At 66.1% G+C, this 22,579-nt stretch carries 13 protein-coding genes, 2 tRNA genes and 1 pseudogene; 11 read left to right on the plus strand and 5 right to left on the minus strand.

All coding sequences use genetic code 11. From position 1 onward, the window contains the following. Positions 1-62: 62 nt before the first annotated feature. The 7 genes and pseudogenes from lon to BM252_RS24605 form a co-directional block, all read left to right on the plus strand. Positions 63-2,474 carry an endopeptidase La gene (lon, locus tag BM252_RS24580; RefSeq protein ID WP_093390313.1) on the plus strand — a complete coding sequence of 804 codons (2,412 nt, stop codon included), beginning with the start codon at positions 63-65 and terminating at the stop codon, positions 2,472-2,474. Between the two features lie 184 nt (positions 2,475-2,658). Beyond that, on the plus strand, positions 2,659-2,946 hold the full coding sequence (locus BM252_RS24585; protein ID WP_370593101.1) for an HU family DNA-binding protein: 288 nt from the start codon (positions 2,659-2,661) through the stop codon (positions 2,944-2,946). A gap of 53 nt (positions 2,947-2,999) precedes the next feature. Continuing rightward, positions 3,000-3,075, plus strand: a tRNA-Val gene (locus BM252_RS24590). 27 nt (positions 3,076-3,102) lie between these two features. Then, a tRNA-Asp gene (locus tag BM252_RS24595) sits at positions 3,103-3,179 on the plus strand. A gap of 4 nt (positions 3,180-3,183) precedes the next feature. After that, positions 3,184-3,321 (plus strand): hypothetical protein, encoded by a 138-nt coding sequence (locus BM252_RS31225; RefSeq protein ID WP_174900671.1) that lies wholly within the window; start codon positions 3,184-3,186, stop codon positions 3,319-3,321. A 216-nt stretch (positions 3,322-3,537) separates the two neighbouring features. Further along, on the plus strand, positions 3,538-5,463 hold the full coding sequence (locus tag BM252_RS24600; protein ID WP_093390314.1) for a SurA N-terminal domain-containing protein: 1,926 nt from the start codon (positions 3,538-3,540) through the stop codon (positions 5,461-5,463). A gap of 192 nt (positions 5,464-5,655) precedes the next feature. Then, positions 5,656-6,303, plus strand: a pseudogene (locus BM252_RS24605) (FtsW/RodA/SpoVE family cell cycle protein); the annotation flags it as partial. Between the two features lie 65 nt (positions 6,304-6,368). Here BM252_RS24605 and BM252_RS24610 read toward each other — a convergent pair. Beyond that, positions 6,369-7,343, minus strand: coding sequence for an MBL fold metallo-hydrolase (locus BM252_RS24610; RefSeq protein WP_093390315.1), 975 nt, complete (start codon positions 7,341-7,343; stop codon positions 6,369-6,371). 145 nt (positions 7,344-7,488) lie between these two features. Between BM252_RS24610 and BM252_RS24615 the strand changes: the two genes are divergently transcribed. After that, positions 7,489-8,460, plus strand: coding sequence for a LysR family transcriptional regulator (locus BM252_RS24615; protein WP_245774427.1), 972 nt, complete (start codon positions 7,489-7,491; stop codon positions 8,458-8,460). On the opposite strand, the gene mnmH is transcribed toward BM252_RS24615, so the two are convergent. Further along, entirely contained in the window at positions 8,405-9,466 is a 1,062-nt protein-coding gene (mnmH, locus tag BM252_RS24620) for a tRNA 2-selenouridine(34) synthase MnmH (protein WP_093390317.1), read from the minus strand. The genes BM252_RS24615 and mnmH overlap by 56 nt on opposite strands. Beyond that, positions 9,463-10,092 (minus strand): arylesterase, encoded by a 630-nt coding sequence (locus BM252_RS24625; RefSeq protein ID WP_245774428.1) that lies wholly within the window; start codon positions 10,090-10,092, stop codon positions 9,463-9,465. The genes mnmH and BM252_RS24625 overlap by 4 nt, the downstream gene beginning before the upstream one ends. Positions 10,093-10,124: 32 nt before the next feature. On the opposite strand from BM252_RS24625, the gene BM252_RS24630 reads away from it, so the two are divergent. After that, positions 10,125-10,889, plus strand: a complete 765-nt coding sequence (locus tag BM252_RS24630) for an ABC transporter ATP-binding protein (RefSeq protein WP_174900672.1) — start codon at positions 10,125-10,127, stop codon at positions 10,887-10,889. Between the two features lie 154 nt (positions 10,890-11,043). Here BM252_RS24630 and BM252_RS24635 read toward each other — a convergent pair whose 3' ends face one another. Further along, the gene (locus BM252_RS24635; protein WP_093390319.1) at positions 11,044-12,549 is read right to left on the minus strand and encodes an NAD(P)H-hydrate dehydratase; all 1,506 of its coding nucleotides are present in this window, start codon (positions 12,547-12,549) and stop codon (positions 11,044-11,046) included. A 287-nt stretch (positions 12,550-12,836) separates the two neighbouring features. Between BM252_RS24635 and BM252_RS24640 the strand changes: the two genes are divergently transcribed. Then, the gene (locus BM252_RS24640; protein ID WP_093390320.1) at positions 12,837-16,445 is read left to right on the plus strand and encodes a hydantoinase B/oxoprolinase family protein; all 3,609 of its coding nucleotides are present in this window, start codon (positions 12,837-12,839) and stop codon (positions 16,443-16,445) included. Between the two features lie 100 nt (positions 16,446-16,545). Here BM252_RS24640 and BM252_RS24645 read toward each other — a convergent pair whose 3' ends face one another. Next, complete coding sequence (locus BM252_RS24645) at positions 16,546-18,183, minus strand: tetratricopeptide repeat protein (RefSeq protein ID WP_093390321.1); 1,638 nt, start codon at positions 18,181-18,183, stop codon at positions 16,546-16,548. Between the two features lie 329 nt (positions 18,184-18,512). Between BM252_RS24645 and purL the strand changes: the two genes are divergently transcribed. Next, positions 18,513-22,568, plus strand: coding sequence for a phosphoribosylformylglycinamidine synthase (gene purL / locus BM252_RS24650; protein ID WP_093390322.1), 4,056 nt, complete (start codon positions 18,513-18,515; stop codon positions 22,566-22,568). The last annotated feature ends 11 nt before the right edge of the window (positions 22,569-22,579 follow it).

Raw genomic sequence — 22,579 nt, forward strand, 5'->3', positions numbered from 1 at the left:
CCGTCTTGTGATTTGGCAGATGAGTGCCCACATCATAAACACGCATTCTCATAAGGTACGCCATGACAACTTCCAAATTAACTGAGCAAACTCAACTGCCGTTATTGCCGTTGCGGGACGTTGTAGTTTTCCCGCATATGGTGATACCGCTGTTCGTAGGGCGCCCAAAATCGATCAAGGCGCTGGAAGCGGCTATGGAGCAGGGCAAGAGCATCATGCTTGCCGCCCAAAAAGCCGCCGCCAAGGACGAACCTTCTGCCTCCGATATCTACGAGATCGGTTGCGTGGCCAATATTCTGCAAATGCTGAAACTGCCGGACGGCACCGTCAAGGTGCTGGTCGAAGGCGCCCAGCGCGCCCGCATCAAGCGCATCACCGACACGCCGTCGCACTTCGTGGCCGACATCACGCCGCTCGAATCCGAGCTGGGCGACGATTCGGAAATCGAAGCGATGCGCCGCGCCATCGTTCAGCAGTTCGACCAGTACGTCAAACTCAACAAGAAAATCCCGCCGGAGATCCTCGCCTCGCTGTCCGGCATCGACGACGCCGGCCGTTTGGCCGACACCGTCGCGGCCCACCTGCCGCTCAAGCTCGAGCAAAAGCAGGTCATCCTGGAGATCTTCAGCGTCGCCAAGCGCCTTGAGCACCTGCTCGGCCAACTGGAGGGCGAACTCGACATTCTGCAGGTGGAAAAGCGCATCCGTGGCCGCGTCAAGCGCCAGATGGAGAAATCCCAGCGCGAGTACTACCTGAACGAACAGGTCAAGGCGATCCAGAAGGAATTGGGCGAGGGCGAGGACGGTGCCGACCTCGACGAGCTGGAGAAGAAGGTGGTCTCCGCCAAGATGCCGAAGGAGGCGCTCGACAAGGCCACCGCCGAGTTGAAAAAGCTCAAGCTGATGTCGCCCATGTCGGCCGAGGCCACCGTGGTGCGCAACTACATCGACACCCTGGTCAGCCTGCCGTGGAAGAAGAAGTCCAAGGTCAACAACGACCTGACCAACGCCGAGAAGGTGTTGGAGGGCGACCACTACGGCCTCGACAAGGTCAAGGAACGCATCCTGGAATACCTCGCGGTGCAACAACGCGTCGACAAGCTGAAGGCGCCCATCCTGTGCTTCGTCGGTCCTCCGGGCGTCGGCAAGACCTCGCTGGGCCAATCGATCGCCCGCGCCACCAACCGCAAGTTCGTGCGTATGGCGCTCGGCGGCGTGCGTGACGAGGCCGAGATCCGTGGCCACCGCCGCACCTACATCGGCTCCATGCCGGGCAAGATCCTGCAATCGCTGGCCAAGGTTGGCGTGCGCAATCCCTTGTTCCTGCTCGACGAGGTCGACAAGATGGGCGCCGATTTCCGTGGCGACCCGTCGTCGGCCCTGCTCGAGGTGCTCGATCCGGAACAGAACCACACGTTCTCCGACCACTACATCGAGGTCGACTTCGACCTGTCCGATGTGATGTTCGTGGCCACCTCGAACTCGTACAACATTCCGCCGGCGCTGCTCGACCGGATGGAAGTGATCCGCCTGTCGGGTTACACCGAGGACGAGAAGACCAGCATCGCGCAGCGCTATTTGTTGCCGAAGCAGATCAAGAACAACGGCCTGAAGGAAGAGGAAATCTCGGTGGCCGAGTCGGCCCTGCGCGACATCATCCGCTACTACACCCGCGAAGCCGGCGTCCGTTCGCTCGAGCGCGAAGTGTCGAAGATCTGCCGCAAGGTAGTCAAGATGCTGCTGCTGAAGAAGACCGAGAAGAAGGTCATCATCAACAGCAAGAACCTGGACAAGTTCCTGGGCGTGCGCCGCTACGATTTCGGTGTCGCCGAGAAGGAAAACCAGGTCGGCCAGGTGGTCGGTCTGGCCTGGACCGAGGTGGGCGGCGATCTGCTGACCATCGAGGCGGTGCAGATGCCGGGCAAGGGCGGCATCATCCGCACCGGCACCCTGGGCGACGTGATGAAGGAGTCGATCGAGGCGGCCCGCACCGTGGTGCGTAGTCGTGCGGCGCGCTTGGGCATCAAGTCCGACGTGTTCGAAAAGAGCGACATCCACATCCACGTGCCGGAAGGCGCAACGCCGAAGGACGGTCCTTCCGCCGGCGCGGCGATGACGGTGGCCTTGGTGTCGGTGTTCACCGGCATCCCGGTACGCGCCGACGTGGCGATGACCGGCGAGATCACGCTGCGTGGCGAGGTGCTGCCGATCGGCGGTCTGAAGGAGAAGCTGTTGGCGGCGCATCGCGGCGGCATCAAGACCGTGCTGATCCCTGAACAAAACGTCAAGGATCTGGCCGAAATCCCGGACAACGTGAAGAACAAACTGGAGATCGTGCCGGTGCGTTGGATCGACAAAGTGCTGGAAATCGCCCTCGAACGCATGCCCGAGGCGCTGGTGGAAGTGCCTGCGGTGGAGGCCGTCGCGGCCGCCGCCGTCAAGGTGGACGGCCAGGGGGAAGTGGTAAAACACTAACTTTTAGCATCTGCCAATGCCCAAACAAGCGCTCTAGTAGCGCTTGTTTGTTATTTAAAGCCCATTTCCACGGGTAAAGCGCTTGACACGAGGGGAGTGTGGCTTGTTTAATACGGCCTGAGATTTTTCTCTGCCGGCGGTTTTGTTTAAAACGGAATCTGGCGGTAAAACGATATAAACCTTTGTGACGGGGAAGCTAGTGAATAAGACTGAATTGATCGACCATATTGCCCAATCCGCTGATATTTCGAAAGCGGCTGCGGCGCGCGCGCTGGATGCGGTGATCGACGGTGTAACAACAACTCTGCAAAAGAACGACAGCGTCACCCTGGTCGGCTTTGGCACTTTCTCCGTGAGCGAACGCGCTGCCCGTACCGGCCGCAATCCGCGCACGAAAGAAGCGATCCAGATCGATGCAGCTAAGGTCCCTAAATTTAAAGCTGGCAAAGCTTTGAAGGATGCTGTAAACTAACGGACTTCGGTGGGCAGCTGCGGTTTTCCCTGCTGTCGCCGGGTTGTTCTATTGGGGGCTTAGCTCAGTTGGTAGAGCGGCGCCCTTACAAGGCGTAGGTCGGGAGTTCGAGCCTCTCAGCCCCTACCAAGCCGAGCACGTAGTACAGCAGTATCTGGAGCGGTAGTTCAGTTGGTTAGAATACCGGCCTGTCACGCCGGGGGTCGCGGGTTCGAGTCCCGTCCGCTCCGCCAGAACATGAAAACCCTGCAAGCGATTCAGCTTGCAGGGTTTTTTCGTTTATGCCGCCGCCACGACGATATTCTCGGCGGCGCAGTATCGCGGCGGGCCGGGGCGATTATCTTTTCCGGCGCAACGTGGGCGTTTTGCCAATGATTTACCCTTGCTATCGCGGTAGCCGCACTGTAAAATCGCGTGATACCGATTTTTCCGGCATGTTCTTCGTTCAGTGTGCCGTGCAAGTCGTTGAATTTAAAGGGGAAGTGGGCGAAGTTTTAGCTTACCCGTCCATTCCGCCAGATCCAGAAGAGGCGAACGAAAGTTCGCCTTTTTTTGTATGTGCAAGTTCCACTCAATCCGAATTGGCTGACCATGTTTGAATTTATCCGCACCCATCAACGCTTGATGCAGTTTTTCCTGATGTTGCTCATCGTTCCGTCCTTCGCGCTGGTCGGCATCGGCAGCTACAGCGGTTTCGGCGACGACGCCAGCACCATCGCCAAGATCGACGGCCATGCGCTGACCCAGCAGGAGTTCGAGTCGGCGCTGCGCAACCAGCTCGAGAGCTATCGCCAGCGGATGGGCGCGCAGTTCGACCAGAAGCTGTTCGACACCCCCGAGTTCAAGCAAAACATCCTTGATTCGCTGATCGCCGAGCGCGCCGTCGGCGCCGAGGTGGCGCGCAGCCACCTGACCATCAGCGACGCCACCTTGCAGAAGTCCATCCTGGAAGTGTTCGGCGCCGACGGCAAGTTCGACATGGAGCGCTACAAGGCGATCCTGGGCGCGCAAGGCATCACGCCGGCGCAGAACGACGCCCGCATGCGCCGCGACCTGGCCCTGCAGCAGCTGACCACCGCCATCGAGGGCACCGCCTTCGTGCCGCGCACCGTCGCCAAGGTCGTCTCCGACATCGGCGCGCAGGAGCGCGAGGTGCAGGAGCTGGTGTTGCCGGTGGCCGAGTTCCTGCCGCAGGTCAAAGTCACCGACGAGATGGTCAAGGCCTTCTACGACAAGAACAGCAAGTTCTTCGAGGTGCCGGAGCAGGCCAAGATCGAATACGTGCTGTTCAACAGCGACGCCGTGCAGGACCAGATCGCCGTCAACGACGCCGACGTGGCCGCCTACTACGAGCAGAACCAGAAGCGCTACGCCAGCGAGGAAACGCGCCGCGCCAGCCACATCCTGGTCGCCGTGAAGAAGGACGCCAGCGCCGCCGACAAGGCCGCCGCCAAGGCCAAGGCCGAAGCCATCCTGGCCGAGGTGCGCAAAGCGCCGGCAGAGTTCGCCAAGATCGCCAAGGCGAAATCGGAAGATCCGGGCTCGGCCGAACTGGGCGGCGACCTGGACGTCATCAGCAAGGGCTCGCTGGTCAAGCCGGTGGAAGACGCCATCTTCAAACTCAAGCAGGGCGAGATCGGCGAGCTGGTGGCATCGGAATTCGGTTTCCACATCATCACCGTGACCTCGCTGAAAGCCTCGACCATCAAGCCGCTGGATATGGTGAAGGGCGAGATCGCCGCCGAGCTGAAGAAGCAAAAAGCCGCCAAGAAGTACTCGGAACTGGCCGAAGCCTTCACCAACACCGTCTACGAGCAAGCCGACAGCCTGAAGCCGGCGGCCGACAAGCTGAAGCTGAAAGTGGAAACCGTTGCCGGCCTGAGCCGCAAGCCGTCGCCGCAACTGGGCACGGCGCCGTTCAACAACGCCAAGTTCCTGACCGCCTTGTTCGCCGACGACACCTTGAAGAACAAACGCAACACCGAAGCCGTCGAAGTGGCGCCTAGCACCCTGATCGCCGGCCGCGTGCTGGAATACAAACCGGCCAGCAAGCGTCCGCTGGCCGAAGTCGATGCCCTGATCCGTCAACGCGTGACGATGGAGGAAGCCGTCAAACTGGCCAAGAAGGCCGGCGAGGACAAGTTGGCCGCGCTGCGCAAGTCCGGCGAAGCCACCGGTTTCGGCGCCAGCAAGCTGGTGTCGCGCGCCAAGGCCGACGGCATCAACGGCGCCGCCGTGCTGCAAGTGATGAAGGCGGACACCAGCAAGCTGCCGGCCTATGTCGGTGTCGACGTGCCGGGCCTGGGCTACGGCATCTACCGCATCGCCAAGGTGCAGCAGCCGGCCGAGCAGGACGAGGCGCGCCGCAAGTCGGAGCAGGACCAGATCGCCAACATCCTGGCCCAGCAAGAGATGCACGACTACGTCGAAGTGCTCAAGCACAAGGCCAAGGTCAAGATCGTCAAGCCGATCGCCGTGGCGAGCAGCGAAGCGAAGACCGAGGGCGACGCCAAGTAAGCGCCGCCGCAGCAAAGAAGGAGCCGCTTTCGAGCGGCTTTTTTGTTGCCCCTGCACCCCGATACCCCGATACGCCACGGGGTCTGACCCCACCCGGGGTCAGACCCCTTCGCTCGTGGGGTAAGGCCGGCATCCCGAAAATCCGCAAGGAAGCCTTTTTGCCCGAACGGTGAAAGTGGCTTGCGCGGGGTGTTGATCATGAAGCAGCCCGACCTGGGCACCGCCTTGCTGGTGTTGGCGGCCGGCGGCTATGTGATCATTCTGGACGGCTTGTCGTGGAAGGCGATGGCGGGGATGGCGGCGACAGTGGCGCTGAGCTTGCCGCTGGCCTGGCCGCTGCTGCACGACTACCAGCGCAACCGCGTGATGACCTTGATCGACCCGTCGGCCGATCCGCTGGGCAAGGGCTTCCAGGTGCTGCAAGCCGGCATCGCCATCGGCTCGGGCGGCGTGGCCGGCAAGGGTTGGATGGAGGGCACCCAGGGCCGCCTGGGCTTCCTGCCGGAACGCTCGACCGACTTCATCTTTTCCGTCTACGCGGAAGAGTTCGGCTTGGCCGGCAATTTGGCCTTGCTGGTGATGTATTTCCTGCTGGTGCTGCGCGGCCTGCAAATCACCGCCAACGCCAGCACCGCGTTTTCGCGCCTGCTGGCCGGGGCGATCACAATGATCTTCTTCACCTACGCCTTCGTCAACATCGGCATGGTCAGCGGCATCGTGCCGGTGGTCGGCGTGCCGCTGCCCTTCATCAGCTACGGCGGCACGGCCTTGATGACGCTGGGGCTGGGCTGCGGCATCCTGATGAGCATCCAGCGCCAGTCGCGGCCGACTCAGCGTTAGGTGAGGGTGGCGCTAGGGCAGGGCGGTGCCGCCCGCGCGCCGCTGCGCCCGTATCAACCTGCCGCTCAGCGCAGCTGCGTGTAGTTCACCGGCAGCCATTGGTAGCTCTTGCCGGTGCTGCGCAGGTGCCCCAGTCCGGGGAACTGCAGGTGCGAGGCGCCCACCAGCGTGCCTTCCTTGGCCGCCTGTGTGAACGCCTTGGCGCGCGCCGCAGCGGCTGCCTTGGGCGCGCCATCGAAGACGATCGTCGCAGCGGGATTGCCGAACTGTACGGCGGCAACGTGGATCAGGTCGCCCACCAACACCAGCTTTTTGCCCTGGCTTTCGATCACATAATTGGTGTGCCCGGCGGTATGGCCGTAGCTCGACGAGGATTTTATGCCCGGCAGCAAATCGGTATCGCCGGCGAACGGGACGAACTTGCCGGCCGCCACGTAGGGGTTGAGCGAACTTATCGCACCTTGGAAGAAACCCTTGGCCGCTGCCGGCGCCTTGGCCAGCTTGGCCTCGCTCAACCAGAATTCGGCGTCGAGCCGGTCGGCCCGCACCTTCGCGTTTGGAAATGCCAGCATGCCGTTGGCGACCAGGCCGCCGACGTGGTCGGGGTGCAGGTGGGTCAGATAGACTTCGTCGATTTGCGCAGGCTCGTAACCGGACGCCTTCAGATTGGCGATCAGCTTGCCCAGCGTGGGGCCGAACAGGCCGGCGGCGCCGGTATCGACCAGCACCAGCGAGCTGCCGGTGTTGATCAGGTAGGCGTTGACGGAGGTTTCCAGCGGCGCCGAGAGGAACTGCGCCGCCAGGGCTTGCTTGGTCTTGGCGGGCGGCTCCATCAACAACTGGTCGACCGGCAAGTCCACCGTGCCGTCGCTGAGCGCGGTCACTTCAAAGTTGCCGAGCATCATACGGAAGTAGCCGGGTGCGGAAACCTTTGCCATCGGCGCGGCGGCCATCGCCGGGTTGCCGCTGGCGGCGAGCAAGGTCATCGTCGCCAGCAGCGCGGTGGCACGGGCGATCTTGGTCAATGTGGGTTGAAACATGGTGTTTCCTTTCCGGCCCTGGGGCAGATGGTTGTCGATGACGCAAATTGTAGGTCTTTGCAAAAACTGGCACAATGCATCTGTTTGCAATAGATCTTTGCGTATTCGGCAAAATGAAAGGCGTCAGATGTTGGATGGAATACGGATGTTTCTTGCCGTGGCGGCGGCCGGCAGCCTGTCGCAGGTGGCGCGCGGTTCCGCTGTCGCCGTCTCGTCCGTGTCGCGCAAAATCGACGCGCTGGAAAAGGAGTTGGGCGTCAAGCTATTGCACCGCAGCACGCGCATGCTCTTGTTGACGGACGCCGGCGAACAGTTTTTGCCACGGGCGCGGGCCATCATCGCCGAACTCGACGACGCCAAGGATGCGTTTGCCGAATCGCATGCGGAGCCGCGCGGCGTGTTGACCGTCACCGCGCCGTCGTCGTTCGGCCGGCGCCACGTCGCGCCTGCCGTTCTGAGCTTTCTCCAGCAATACCCCCTGCTGGAAATCGACCTCCATCTCAGCGACCAGATGGTCGACCTGACGGCGCAGCGGGTGGACGTGGCGATCCGCATCGGCGTGTTGCCTGACAGCGATTTGGTCGCCACCCGGCTGGCGCCGATGCGGCGGCTGGCCTGCGCCAGCCCGGCCTACCTGGCGCGGCACGGCCGCCCGGCCACGCCGCAGGAACTATTGCAGCACAACTGCCTGAGCGTGGCGACACTGCCGGTGCCGCAGGGCTGGTGGTGTTTTGCAGGCGTCAACGGCAACGCGGCGCTGCCGGTGCGCGGCAATTTGCGCTGCGACGACACGGAAACGCTGTTGCAGGCGGCGCTGGCCGGCGTCGGCGTGGCGCACCTGGCCAGTTGGATGGTCAGCGAGCCCATCGCGGCGGGGCAGCTGCTGCAGCTGTTCCCCGACACGGCGGACAAGGGCGCGACACCGCAGCCGGCCATCCACGCGGTGCGCATGCCCGGCCGCTCGCACGCCGCCAAGGCGCAATTGTTCATCGCCCATTTGCGCGCCGGGTTCGGCGCGCCGCCGTATTGGGACGCGGTTGGGGACGAGCTCGGGGACGCGCTTAGTCGGCCGGCGGCTGCAGACGGCGCGCCGCCGCCAGGAAGTCGGCCGGCGTGATGTCGTCGAGCTCCAGCGCGGTGCCCTGGTCGTACAGCGTGAAGTTGCGGTTGATCGAGCGCAGGTAGGCCGGGTCGTAGTGGTCGGCCAGCAGCTCCTCGACCAGCGGCGCCATGTCGCCGGCGTTGGCCATCTGCTGCCAGCGGCTGATCTTTTCGCGGCCGTGCAGCAGCGCCAGGCACTCGAGCTGGGTGTTGAGGGCGGCGGCGTCCTGGGTGAAGTGGGCGTAGTCCTCCATCAGCAAACGCACGCGGTTGGCGCGCGACAGCGTCAAAGCGACGCAGGGCGAGGCGCGCATGGCGTCCATCAGCGCCGCCGGCACGCGCAACTGGCCGACCTTTTTGCTTTCCGATTCGACGAACACGGGCCGCGCCGGGTCGAAGTGGCGCAGCGCGTGCCAGATGCTGGTTTCGAAGGCCTTCTGGCTCGGCTGCGGGCGGCTGGGCAGGTCGCCCAGCACCGAGCCGCGGTGGGCCGCCAGCTGTTCCAGGTCGAGCACCTGGGCGCCGTCGGCGTGCATCACCTCGAGCAGGCGGCTCTTGCCGCTGCCGGTGGTGCCGCAGACGACGCGGAACGACAGCGCCGGCGGCACTTCCAGCGCGGCGGCGACGTGGTTGCGGAAGGCCTTGTAGCCGCCGTCGAGCTGCACCACCGGCCAGCCGATCTTGGCCATGATGTGGGCCATCGAGCCGCTGCGGTTGCCGCCGCGCCAGCAGTAGACCAGCGGCCTCCAGTCGCGCGGCTTGTCCAGCCACAGCGTTTCGATGTAGTGGCCGATGTTCTTGGCCACCAGCGCGGCGCCGATCTTCTTCGCCTCGAAGGCGTTGACCTGCTTGTATAGCGTGCCGACCTGGATGCGCTGGGCGTCGTCGAGCACCGGGCAGTTGATGGCGCCGGGCAGGTGGTCGAGGGCGTACTCGCCGGGGCTGCGGGCGTCGATGATGGTGTCGAACTGTTCCAGTTGCGGCAGGATTTCGTCAAAGCTGAGTAGTGCGGGATACTTCATCGTGGTTTTAGTAGTTTCTGTAGGGACGGCCAAATATTGGCGAGGATGATGGGATGCGCCTCGGCCGTCGGGTGCAGGCGGTCGGGCTGGAACAGCTGGGCCTTGTCGGCCACGCCTTCGAGCATGAAGGGCACCAGCGGCGCCTTGAGCTCCTTGCTCAAGCCGGCGTACATGGCGAAGAACTTGTCGGCGTAGTCGCGGCCGTAGTTGGGCGGCATGCGCATGCCGACCAGCAGCACGCGGGCGTTGGCCTGGTGGGCGGCGGCGGCCATGGCGCGCAGATTGGCCTCGGCGGCGGCCACCGGCAGGCCGCGCAGGCCGTCGTTGGCGCCTAGTTCGATCACCACCAGCGCCGGGTGGTATTTCTCCAGCAGGGCAGGCAGGCGGGTGCGGCCGCCGCTGGTGGTCTCGCCGCTGATGCTGGCGTTGACGATGGCGGCGTCGATGTTGTCGCTCTTGAGGCGGCGCTCGGCCAGGGCGACCCAGCCGGCGCCCCGGCTCAGGCCGTATTCGGCCGATAGGCTGTCGCCCAGCACGAGGATGGTTTTTGGTGCAGAATGGGCGCTTGCGGCGCCGGTCAACAACAGTAGGGCGGCCAGCGCCACCCGGCTTGTCACGAGCTTCATCAGTTTATTCAGCATAGTCATCCATAATCAGCATGCCAGAGTTCCCTCCAACGACTTCCAGTTTCATTCCAGATGCGCCGGCTGCGGCCACCCGCAGCGCCGCTTCCGGCCAGTCGGCGGCGGCCACGGCGCGTGCGCCGGCCATCGCCGTCAGCGCCTTGAGCAAGCGCGTCGCCGACGCCGGTGGCGAGCTGACGATCCTGCATCCACTCGATTTTACAGTGCAACCGGCCGAGACGTTGGCAATTGTCGGGGCGTCCGGCTCGGGCAAGTCGACTTTGCTGGGCCTGCTGGCCGGCCTGGACACGCCCAGCGGCGGCAAGGTGGAGCTGGCCGGCGTGGATATTTTCGCCCTCGACGAGGACGGCCGCGCCAAGCTGCGCATGGAACAGCTGGGCTTTGTGTTCCAGTCCTTCCAGCTGCTGGCCCATTTGACGGCGTTGGAGAACGTCATGCTGCCGCTCGAACTGCGCGGCGACGCGCAGGCGCGCGCCAAGGCCGAGGCGATGCTGGGGCGGGTCAATCTGGCGGCGCGGCTGGGCCATTATCCGAAGTATCTGTCGGGCGGCGAGCAGCAGCGCGTGGCCTTGGCGCGCGCCTTCGTCACGGCGCCGCCGCTGTTGTTCGCCGACGAGCCCACCGGCAGCCTGGACGCGGCCACCGGCGAGGCGGTGATTCAGCTGATGTTCGAATTGAACCGCGAGCGCGGCTCGACCCTGGTGCTGGTGACGCACGATCCGCACATCGCGGCGCGCTGCGGCCGCACCATCACCATCGCCGCCGGCCGTTTGGTCTGAGGCCTCGGCGAGCAGTTAAGGCGCCAGCGGCTACAACACCACCCAACGGTGGAAATCGAGGGTCAGACCCTAGGGTCTGACCCTGGCTTGACGCAACTGGGTGGATTGGGCATTCCTGGCGTCTTAAAGCCCCGAGGCCAACGCCCCGGCGCATCTAGTGCGCCTGGTACTGGACCATGCGGTTGAGGGCGACGCGGATCGCCGGGATCAACTCGCCGGCGGCCAGGCCGATCGGCCCGCTGCCCTCGGTGACCAGCACGTCGGCCGCCATGCCGTGCAGCCAGACGGCGGCCAGCGCCGCCTCCCAGGCCGGCCAGCCCTGCGCCAGCAGGCTGCCGCACAGGCCGGACAAGACGTCGCCGGTGCCGGCCGTGGCCAGCGCCGGGTTGCCGGTGCCGTTGATGACGACGGCGCCGTCCGGCTGCGCGATCACCGTGCCCGACCCCTTCAAGACGACGACGGCGCGGCAGCGCTCGGCCAGCCGGCGCGCCGCGCCGATGCGGTCGGCCTGCACCTCGGCCGCCGTCACGCCGAGCAGGCGGGCCGCCTCCAGCGGATGCGGCGTCAGCACGGTCGGCGCGCCGCGCCGCGCCAGTTGTTGCAGCAGCTCGGCGTCGGCGGCGAGCATGTTGAGGGCGTCGGCGTCGGCCAGCAGGGCGCGCCCGCTGGCCAGCGCGCGCGCCAGCAGCTCCTGCGACAGGCGCGCCGTGCCCAGGCCGGGGCCGACCACCAGGGTCGCGCTGTCGAGGTCGAAGTCGGCCGCCAGGCGGCACATCAGCTCGGGCTGCGCGCTGTCGTAGGCCGGCGCGTCCTCGGCGAAGGCGACGAAGACGCGGCCGGCGCCGCTGTGCAGCGCGGCGCGCGCCGCCAAAATCGGCGCGCCGCTCATGCCGTGCGCGCCGCCCAGCACCGCCAGGTCGCCGAAGCTGCCCTTGTGGCTGTTGTGGCTGCGCTTGTGCAGGTGGCGGGCGAAGAACTCGACGGCGTTCATGTGCGTGCGCGTCGGCGGCAGCAGCGCCGGCTCCAGGTCCAGCCGCGACACGTCAACCAGGCCGGCGTGGTCGCGCCCGTCGCAGGTGTGCAGGCCGGGCTTGTCGCCGATGAAGGTGATGGTGTGGCTGGCGCGCACGGCCACGCCGTCCGGGCCGACGATGGCGCCGGTGTCGGCGTCCAGGCCGCTGGGCAGGTCTAGCGCCAGCACCTGGCAGTCGAGCCGGTTGATGGTCTCGACCACGCTGCGCAGGGCGCCGTCGAGCGGGCGTTGCAGGCCGATGCCGAACAGGCCGTCGACCACCAGGCTCCACGGCGTGGCGCCGATGGCGGCGCCGTCCAGGTCGACGAAGCGGGCGTCGCTGAGGCGGGCCCGTTGCAGCGCCGCCTCGCGCTCCGGCGCGGCCGCGCCGGCCGGGGCGAAGTGCAGCACGCTGACCTGGGCGCCGGCGTGGGCCAGGTGGGCCGCCGTCTCCAGCGCGTCGCCGCCGTTGTTGCCGGGGCCGGCCAGGATCAACACCCGGGCCTTGGAGGTGGAAAAGGGCAGCAGGTCGAGCGCGGCGTTGGCGCCGGCCTGGCCGGCCCTTTGCATCAGGGCGCCGGGCGGCAGTTGGGGCGCGGCCCGTTGTTCGATGGCGCGGATCTCGGCGACGCTGTACAGTGGATTCATCGGCTCTACCGGCTGGTTGATGGGCGTGCTCGCGCTGGCGAGCGCATCGGTTGTTGCGGCTTCTGCGGGTTCTGCTGGCACGGCGGCGCGCGGCGCCCGTGGCGTCGATGTGCCTATGATGTGCCCGTGGAGTGTGTATGTTAATCGATCCATGGCGCGGCGCGCGGTCTGTCTTAATGATAATACAAATATGGCATCGAAATAATTTGTCCGGTGCGGCTGTGCCGCCTGCGCAACGGCGGTCTCTAGCACTACAATAGCTATTCTTTCAACATGGCGAGGTGTGCATGGATTGGCAATTCTGGATCGACCGGGGCGGTACCTTTACGGACATCGTGGCGCGCCTGCCCAACGGCAGCCTGCGCACCCACAAGCTGCTGTCGGAAAATCCGGAGCTGTACCGCGACGCCGCCATCGCCGGCATCCGCCACCTGATGGGCGTGGCCGCCAAGGCGCCGATTCCGGTCGAGCGCATCGAGGCGGTGAAGATGGGCACGACGGTGGCCACCAACGCGCTGTTGGAGCGCAAGGGCGAGGCCACCGCGCTGGCCGTCACGCGCGGCTTCCGCGACGCGCTGCGCATCGCCTACCAGAACCGGCCGCGCTTGTTCGACCGCCACATCGTGCTGCCCGAGCTGCTCTACCAGCATGTGGTCGAGATCGACGAGCGGATCGGCGCGCACGGCGAGCTGGTCACGCCGCTGGCCGCCGACAGCGCCCGCGCCGCCTTGCAGGCGCTGTACGAGCAGGGCCTGCGCTCGCTGGCCATCGTCTTCATGCACGGCTACCGCTACCACGCCCACGAGGCCAAGGTGGCCGAGATGGCGCGCGAGATCGGCTTCACCCAGATCTCGGTGTCGCACCAGGTCAGCCCGCTGATGAAGCTGGTGGCGCGCGGCGACACCACCGTGGTCGACGCCTACCTGTCGCCCATCCTGCGGCGCTACGTCGAGCAGGTCGCCGTCGAGCTGCCCGGCGTGAACCTGCAGTTCATGCAATCCAACGGCGGCCTGACCGACGCCCGCACCTTCCACGGCAAGGACAGCATTCTCAGCGGGCCGGCCGGCGGCATCGTCGGCATGGTGCGCGCCAGCCGGCTGGCCGGCTTCGAGCGTGTGATCGGCTTCGACATGGGCGGCACCTCGACCGACGTGTCGCACTTCTCGGGCGAGTTCGAGCGGGTGTTCGAGACCCAGGTGGCCGGCGTGCGCATGCGCGCGCCGATGATGAGCATCCACACCGTCGCCGCCGGCGGCGGCTCGATCCTGCACTTCGACGGCAGCCGCTACCGCGTCGGCCCGGACAGCGCCGGCGCCAATCCCGGCCCGGCCAGCTACCGCCGCGGCGGGCCGCTGGCGGTCACCGACTGCAACGTCATGCTGGGCAAGATCCAGCCGGCCCACTTCCCGCAGCTGTTCGGCGCCGAAGGCCGCCAGCCGCTCGACGTGGCCACCGTGCGCCACCAGTTCGCCATGTTGGCCGCCCGCATCGGCGTCGCCACCGGCCAGCACAGCAGCCCGGAGCAGGTGGCCGAGGGCTATATCGAGATCGCCGTGGGCAACATGGCCAACGCCATCAAGCAGATCTCGGTGCAGCGCGGCCACGACGTCACCGAATACACCCTGACCAGCTTCGGCGGCGCCGGCGGCCAGCATGCCTGCCTGGTGGCCGACGCGCTGGGGATGAAGACGGTGTTCGTCCATTCGCTGGCCGGGGTGATGTCGGCCTACGGCATGGGCCTGGCCGACCAGAGCGCGATGCGCGAGGCGGCCGTCGAGCTCAAGCTGGCCGGCGCGATCGAGGCCGAGCTGGCCGCGCGCCTGCACGCGCTGGGCCGCCAGGCGCGCGCCGAGCTGCAGCACCAGGGCGTGGCGGACGCGCGCATCAGCCTGATCGAGCGGGTCCACCTGCGCTACGAGGGCACCGACTCGGCGCTGATCGTGCTGTTCGGCCCGCCGGCGGCGATGCAGGCGCAGTTCGAGGCGGCCTACAAGAAGCGCTTCTCCTTCCTGATGCCGGCCAAGGCGCTGATCGTCGAGGCGGTCTCGGTCGAGGCGCTGGGCAAGTCGGACGCGCCGGCCGAGACGGTGACGCCGGCGCCACGGCGCCTGCGCGGCCTGGCGCCGCACGCGGTGGTGCCGATGTACTGCGCCGGCAAATGGCGCGACACCAATCTGTACCAGCGCGCCGACACGCGCATCGGCGACATCGTCAAGGGGCCGGCCATCATCGCCGAGGCCAACGCCACCACCGTGGTGGAGCCGGGCTGGCAGGCCGAGGTGACGCCGAACGACCACCTGGTGTTGACCCGCGTCGAGGCGCTGCCGGCGCGGCGCGCCATCGGCACCACGGCCGACCCGGTGATGCTGGAGATCTTCAACAAGCTGTTCATGTCGATCGCCGAGCAGATGGGCCTGCGCCTGCAGAACACCGCCTACTCGGTCAACATCAAGGAGCGGCTCGACTTCAGCTGCGCCATCTTCGACGCCGCCGGCAACCTGATCGCCAACGCGCCGCACATGCCGGTGCACCTGGGCTCGATGGGCGAGAGCATCAAGACGGTGATGCAGGCGAACGCCGGCCAGATGCGGCCGGGCGACGTCTACATGCTCAACGACCCCTACCACGGCGGCACCCACCTGCCCGACGTGACGGTGATCTCGCCGGTGTTCGACCAGGCCGGCGCGGCCATCCTGTTCTACGTCGGCTCGCGCGGCCACCACGCCGACATCGGCGGCACCACGCCCGGCTCGATGCCGCCGGACTCGCGCAGCATCGTCGAGGAGGGCGTCCTGATCAACAACTTCAAGCTGGTCGACGGCGCCGCCGGCGGCCAGCTGCGCGAGGCCGAGACGCGCGCGCTGCTGAGCGGCGCCACCTACCCGGCGCGCAACCCCGACCAGAACATGGCCGACCTGCGCGCCCAGGTGGCGGCCAACCAGAAGGGCGTCGACGAACTGGGCAAGATGGTCGCGCACTTCGGCCTGGAGGTGGTGCAGGCCTACATGGGCCACGTGCAGGACAACGCCGAGGAGGCGGTGCGCCGCGTCATCGGCACGCTGGCCGACGGCAGCTACACGGTCCAGCTGGACAACGGCGCGCAGATCCAGGTGGCGCTGCGGGTCGACCGTGCCAAGCGTAGTGCCGAGATCGACTTCAGCGGCACCTCGGCGCAGTTGGAGAACAACTTCAACGCGCCGTCGGCGGTGTGCATGGCGGCGGTGCTGTACGTGTTCCGCACGCTGGTCGACGACGACATTCCGCTCAACGCCGGCTGCCTGAAGCCGCTCAAGGTGTTGATCCCGCCGGGCTCGATGCTCAACCCGCACTATCCGGCCTCGGTCGTGTCGGGCAATGTGGAAACCTCGACCTGCATCACCAACGCGCTGTACGGCGCGCTGGGCGTGATGGCGGCCTCGCAGGGGACGATGAACAACTTCACCTTCGGTAACGAGCGCTACCAGTACTACGAGACCATCAGCGGCGGTTCCGGTGCCGGCCCGGGCTTCGACGGCACCAGCGTGGTGCAGACGAACATGACCAACTCGCGCCTGACCGATCCCGAGATCCTCGAATTCCGCTTCCCGGTGCGCCTGGACAGCTACGAGATCCGCGCCGGCTCCGGCGGGGCGGGACGCTGGCACGGCGGCGACGGCGGCGTGCGCAAGGTGCGCTTCCTCGAGCCGATGACGGCGGCGATTTTGTCGAACAACCGCGTCCACGCGCCCTTCGGCATGGCCGGCGGCGAGCCCGGCGCCACCGGCCGCAACCTGGTGCAGCGCAGCGACGGCAGCGTCGAGGAGTTGGGCCACATCGGCAAGTGCGCGATGCAGGTCGACGATGTGTTCATCATCGAGACGCCGGGCGGTGGCGGTTACGGCGTGGCCGACGCATGATGTAGCGTTGACCCGCAGCCCGGACGCTGGGGTCTGACCCCGCCGGGGTCAGACCCCTCCCAGCCGCATTGTGGGGTAGGGCGGTGAGTCGCCCGCGTCGCTAGGCGGTGGTGGAAATGCCGTACTTGCGCTGGGTCGCGGTGTACTGCGCGTGCAGCGTGGCCAGCGCCGGATGGGTCGGCGCCAGGCTGCGCACGCGCTCGATCAACTGGCCGCAGCGCTCGCCCAGCGGCGCTTCCCAACCCAGGTCGTCGAGCTGCTTGAGAATGGCCGAGGCGGCCGCCGCCAGCAGCGGCACGTTGCCGGGCGTCTTTCGCAGCGCGATGTTGAGCACGTCGACGGCGGCGCGCAGGTCGCCCTGGCTGCGCCGGTCGGCGGCGTCGCTGAGCAGCTCCTGTACCTGGCGGGCGACGGTGTCGCCGACCCCCTGCGCCAGATCGTGGCGGCCGGCCTTCTCGAACACGTCGACCGCGTCGTCGGTGGTGATGCCGCTGTCGGTGTCGTTCATCAGGTTGATCATCAACTCCGAGGCCTGGCTGTCGAGCTTGTTCTTCAGGCAGCTGTGCACCAGGCCGACCTTCAGCCCCGTCGACAGGCCCCGGCTGGTGCCGACGGCGGTGACGGCGGTGGCCAGCTCGGCGGCGGCGGCCGGCAGGTTGCCGGTCATCTCCTGCAGCAGGGCCGAGGCGATGGCGCGGCAGGCGTCGGTGTTGGCGTTGCCGCGCAGCGAACGCTCGAGGTCGCGGATCACCCCGCCGGCCTGGTTGGCGTCGCCCTTCTTGACCAGGGTCTTGACCAGGTTGACGTGGTCCTCCGGGTCGCGGAATTCGGAATACTTGGCCTTGGCCACCACCTGCTTGAAGGCCTTCTCGGCGACGCCGACGTCGCCCGTCTCGAAGGCCACCTCGCCCAGGTGGCGCAGGCGCGCCACCATGTGCGGCGAGATCGCCACGGCGTCCTCGAGGATCTTTTTGGCCTGCACCGCCTGGCCCAGCGCCACGTGGGTCTTGGCCAGCAGGTCGTAGGCGGCCATGAACTTGGGGTTGTGTTCGATCAGCGCGTCGAGGCTTTGCAGCGCCTCCTCGTAGCGGCCCAGGCCGTACTGGCAGCGCGCCAGCCCCAGGTGGGCCCAACCAAGCGGTTTTTGCATCAGGATGGTCTGGTAGATCAGCGCCGCCTCGGCCAGCTCTTCCAAGGTGACGTGCATCTCGGCGCGCAGGCGGGCGAAGTCGATGGCGTAGCGCGGATGCTGCAGCTCCAGCTCGCCGCAGTTGGCGATGGCCTTGCGCAGATTGCCCAGGCCGACCAGGTGGAACACCGGCATGAAGACGGCGCGGCGGTCGACGGCGCGGGTGATGCGCTGGATCAGCACGTCGACGGTGAACGGTTTCAGGATGTAGTCGGTCGGCGTCAGCTCGGCCGCGCTGATGACCTTGCTGTACACGCCCTCCGAGGTGAGCATGATGAAGATGGTCCACTGGCCGATCAGCTTGTGCAGGCGCAAGTCCTCGAGCAGCTGCTGGCCGTCCTGGCCGTTGTCGTTGCTGCCGCTGCCCAGGTCGTACTCGCAGAGCACGATGTCGAAGGATTTCTTGCCCAGTTGGCGGATCGCCGTGCCCGAGCTGACCGCGTACTCGATCTTGCTGATCGACGACAGGTTCAGCATATTGTGCAGGCTGGCGCGCATGCCCGGGTTGGGGTCGACGATCAACACCGACAGGTCGCTATATTCTGGCATTTTTTACTTTCGTAGGTCGGGCGGCCATGCTTTGCGCGGCTACTCATGTATCAACGTCATGTATCAACGGCAGGCGTCAGCTAGTTTCGAACTAGCATACTCCAAGGTAATACGTTTTTGCGCGAAAAACAGGGGGATTGCTCGGCGGAAGCTTGATTTTGGCGCAATAGATGGCAAAAATGTTGCTTCCGCAGCACTTCCGGCCCAGCCGGTGTCTGCTATGCGGAGGGCGGAAGAGGTATAATGCGCGCAAAGGAATTTCAGCAAAACCCACTCGTGCCACATCTACCTTTAATCCGCAGCCTCGCTGCATCAACCATCTCCCAACCATGTTGATTCTGCCGGGCTCCAACGCCCTGTCCGCATTCCGTAGCCAACGCCTGTTAACCCAACTGCAAAGCGTGCTACCCGCCGTCGTCGCGGTCCAGGCGCGCTTTGTCCACTTCATCGACGCCGGCGCACCGCTGAGCACAGACGACAGCAGCCGCCTCGGCGCGCTGCTGACCTATGGCGAACCGGCCCACGCCGAGCACGCCGAAGGCGTGGTCGAAGAGTTCTTCGTCATTCCGCGCTTCGGCACCATTTCGCCGTGGGCCTCGAAGGCCACCGACATCGCGCGCAACTGCGGCATGGCCCACATCAAGCGGGTCGAACGGGGCGTCGCCTTCCGCGTCAACCTGAAGGCCGGCATTCTGGGCAGCAGCATCGGCGCGGCCAAGAAGCTGAGCGACGCGCAGGTACAGGACATCGCCGCGCTGTTGCACGACCGCATGACCGAGACCGTGCTGCGCCATCCGGACGAGGCCGCCGGCCTGTTCCGCACCCTGGACGCCCGCCCGCTCGAATCGATCGACGTGCTCGGCGCCGGCAAGGCCGCGCTGGAAAAAGCCAACACGGACCTGGGCCTGGCCATGTCGGACGACGAGATCGACTACCTGGACGCCGCCTTCACCAAGGCCGGCCGCAACCCGACCGACGTCGAACTGATGATGTTCGCGCAGGCCAACAGCGAGCATTGCCGCCACAAGATCTTCAACGCCGACTGGATCGTCGACGGCGTGGCGCAGGACAAGTCGCTGTTCCAGATGATCAAGAACACCCATCAACTGCAGCCAAAAGGCACCATCGTCGCCTATAGCGACAATTCCTCGATCATGGAAGGCGCCGAAGTGATGCGCTTCTTCCCGCAGGGCGCCGGCCAAGAGTACAGCGCCATGAGCGAGCTGACGCACACCTTGATGAAGGTCGAGACGCACAACCACCCGACGGCGATTTCGCCATTCCCCGGCGCCTCCACCGGCGCCGGCGGCGAGATCCGCGACGAGGGCGCGACCGGCCGTGGCGCCAAGCCGAAGGCCGGCCTGGCCGGCTTCACCGTGTCGAACCTGATGCTGCCGGGCGCCGTCCAGGCCTGGGAAAACGACGCCGACGTCACCGCGCCGCTGGCCGCGCGCAGCGTTTCGGCCAAGGCCTACGGCAAGCCGGAGCGCATCGCCTCGGCCCTGCAGATCATGATCGAGGGTCCGCTGGGCGGCGCCGCGTTCAGCAATGAATTCGGTCGTCCGGTGCTGGGCGGCTACTTCCGCACCTACGAGCAAAACATCGGCCGCCAGTTCGCCGGCGCGCACGACACCGTGCTGGGCTACCACAAGCCGATCATGATCGCCGGCGGTATCGGCAACATTTCCGGCCAGCACACCCACAAGAACGACATTCCGGTCGGCAGCCTGCTGGTGCAGCTGGGCGGTCCCGGCATGCGCATCGGCATGGGCGGCAGCGCCGCCTCGTCGATGACCACCGGCAGCAACACCGCCGACCTGGACTTCGACTCGGTGCAGCGCGGCAATCCCGAGATGGAACGCCGGGCGCAGGAGGTCATCAACGGCTGCTGGCAACTGGGCGCGGCCAATCCGATCATCTCGATCCACGACGTCGGCGCCGGTGGCCTGTCGAACGCCTTCCCGGAGATCACCAACGACGCCAAACGCGGCGCGATCTTCGACCTGCGCAAGATTCCGCTGGAAGAGAGCGGCATGGCGCCGAAGGAAATCTGGAGCAACGAATCGCAGGAACGCTATGTGCTGGCCATCGCGCCGGACAGCCTGCCCGGCTTCCAGGCGCTGTGCCAGCGCGAGCGCTGCCTGTTCGCCGTGGTCGGCGTGGCCACCGAGGAACGCCAACTCAAGCTGATCGACCCGGAACTGGGCAACGAGCCGGTCGACATGCCGATGGACGTGCTGCTTGGCAAGCCGCCGAAGATGCTGCGCGACGTGCACCACGTGCAAAACGACTTCCCGGCCATCGACCTGACCGGCATCGACCTGGACGAGGCCGCCAAGCGCGTGCTGCTGCTGCCCACCGTCGGCGACAAGTCCTTCCTGATTACCATCGGCGACCGCACGGTCGGCGGCATGAGCGTGCGCGACCAGATGGTTGGCCCGTGGCAAGTGCCGGTCGGCGACTGCGCCGTCACCGCGATGAGCTTCGAGGGCTACCTCGGCGAGGCGATGGCTATGGGCGAGCGCACCCCGCTGGCCGCCATCAACGCGCCGGCCTCGGGCCGCATGGCCGTCGGCGAGGCGATCACCAACATCGCCGCCGCGCCGATCAAGGATATTTCCGACATCAAACTGTCGGCCAACTGGATGGCCGCCTGCGGCCAACCGGGCCAGGACGCGGCCCTGTTCGACACCGTCAAGGCGGTCGGCATGGAGTTGTGCCCGGCGCTGGGCATCAGCATTCCAGTGGGCAAGGATTCGTTGTCGATGCGCACCACCTGGCGCGACGACGCCAACGACGAGGCCAAGGCGGTCACCAGCCCGGTGTCGCTGATCGTTTCGGCGTTTGCGCCCGTGTACGACGTGCGCAAGTCGCTGACCCCGCAGATCCAGACCGACGCAGGTGAAACATCGATCATTTTGATCGACCTGGGCCGTGGCAAGAACCGCATGGGCGCCTCGGCGCTGTCGCTGGTCATGGGCCAGCTGGGCAATGAAACGCCGGACGTCGACAGCGCGGAAGACCTGAAAGGCTTCTTCACCGCCATCCAGCAACTCAACAACGACGGCAAACTGCTGGCCTACCACGACCGTTCCGACGGCGGCCTCTACGGCACGCTGGTGGAAATGGCCTTCGCCGGCCGCGCCGGCCTGTCGATCAACCTCGACATCCTGACCTTGGAAGCCGGCCACGGCGCCGACCAGGGCGACGCCAAAAACTGGGCCGGCCAGGTCGCCGAGCGGCGCAACGAGCAAACCCTGCGCGCGCTGTTCAGCGAAGAGCTGGGCGCGGTCATCCAGGTGCGCGCCGAAGAGAAGTCGCTGGTCATGGACGTGTTGCGCACCTTCAACCTGGGCGCCTGCAGCCACATCATCGGCAAGCCGAACGACCGTGGCGTGATCGAGTTCACCCGCGACGCCAAGACCATCTACAGCCAGCCGCGCTTCGAGCTGCACCGCCTGTGGAGCGAAACTAGCTGGCGCATCTCCCGTCTGCGCGACAACCCGTCCTGCGCCGACGCCGAATACGACCGTCTGCTGGACGAGAACGATCCCGGCATCACGCCGAAGATCACTTTCGACCTGGCCGACAACGTGGCGGCGCCGTTCCTGGCCACCGGGGTGCGTCCGCGCGTGGCGATCTTGCGCGAACAGGGTGTCAATTCGCACATAGAAACCGCTTACGTCATGCATCAAGCCGGCTTCACCGCCGTCGACGTGCACATGAGCGACCTCATCGCCGGCCGCGTCAAGCTGGACGACTTCCAGGGCATCATCGCCGTCGGCGGCTTCTCCTACGGCGACGTGCTGGGCGCCGGCGAGGGCTGGGCCAAGACGATTCTGTTCAACGCCGCGCTGGCCGAGCAGTTCGCCCGCTTCTTCGGCCGCAGCGACAGCTTCGGCCTGGGCGTCTGCAACGGTTGCCAGATGATGAGCAATCTGAAGTCCATCATCCCCGGCGCGCACGCCTGGCCTAAGTTCACCACCAACAAGTCGGAGAAGTTCGAAGCCCGCTTCGCGATGGTGGAAGTGCAGGATTCGCCGTCGATCTTCTTCCAAGGCATGGCCGGCACGCAGAGCGCCATCGCCATCGCCCACGGCGAAGGTTATGCCGACTTCAGCCAGACCGGCAACATCGCCGAGGCGGTCGCCGCGATGCGCTTCGTCGACAACCGTGGTTCGGCCACCGAAGCGTATCCGTACAACCCGAACGGTTCGCCGCAGGGCTTGACCTCGGTGACCACGGCCGACGGCCGCTTCACCGTGATGATGCCGCACGCCGAGCGCGTCTTCCGCACCGTGCAGCAATCCTGGCACCCGGAATCGTGGGGCGAGGATTCGCCATGGATGCGCATGTTCCGCAACGCGCGCAAGTTCGTCGGCTAAGCCGCGAACTT

It is taken from the genome of Rugamonas rubra, from assembly GCF_900114705.1.
Classification (GTDB): Bacteria; Pseudomonadota; Gammaproteobacteria; order Burkholderiales; family Burkholderiaceae_D; genus Rugamonas; species Rugamonas rubra.

Bases quoted from the DNA above. Each gene is read 5' to 3' on its own strand.
- BM252_RS31225 (WP_174900671.1), top strand. From the start codon at position 3,184: ATGAAAACCCTGCAAGCGATTCAGCTTGCAGGGTTTTTTCGTTTATGC.
- BM252_RS24610 (WP_093390315.1), bottom strand. From the start codon at position 7,343: ATGTTTCAACCCACATTGACCAAGATCGCCCGTGCCACCGCGCTGCTG.
- lon (WP_093390313.1), top strand. From the start codon at position 63: ATGACAACTTCCAAATTAACTGAGCAAACTCAACTGCCGTTATTGCCG.
- BM252_RS24630 (WP_174900672.1), top strand. From the start codon at position 10,125: ATGCCAGAGTTCCCTCCAACGACTTCCAGTTTCATTCCAGATGCGCCG.
- BM252_RS24635 (WP_093390319.1), bottom strand. From the start codon at position 12,549: ATGAATCCACTGTACAGCGTCGCCGAGATCCGCGCCATCGAACAACGG.
- BM252_RS24625 (WP_245774428.1), bottom strand. From the start codon at position 10,092: ATGAAGCTCGTGACAAGCCGGGTGGCGCTGGCCGCCCTACTGTTGTTG.
- mnmH (WP_093390317.1), bottom strand. From the start codon at position 9,466: ATGAAGTATCCCGCACTACTCAGCTTTGACGAAATCCTGCCGCAACTG.
- BM252_RS24645 (WP_093390321.1), bottom strand. From the start codon at position 18,183: ATGCCAGAATATAGCGACCTGTCGGTGTTGATCGTCGACCCCAACCCG.
- BM252_RS24615 (WP_245774427.1), top strand. From the start codon at position 7,489: ATGTTTCTTGCCGTGGCGGCGGCCGGCAGCCTGTCGCAGGTGGCGCGC.
- BM252_RS24640 (WP_093390320.1), top strand. From the start codon at position 12,837: ATGGATTGGCAATTCTGGATCGACCGGGGCGGTACCTTTACGGACATC.
- purL (WP_093390322.1), top strand. From the start codon at position 18,513: ATGTTGATTCTGCCGGGCTCCAACGCCCTGTCCGCATTCCGTAGCCAA.
- BM252_RS24600 (WP_093390314.1), top strand. From the start codon at position 3,538: ATGTTTGAATTTATCCGCACCCATCAACGCTTGATGCAGTTTTTCCTG.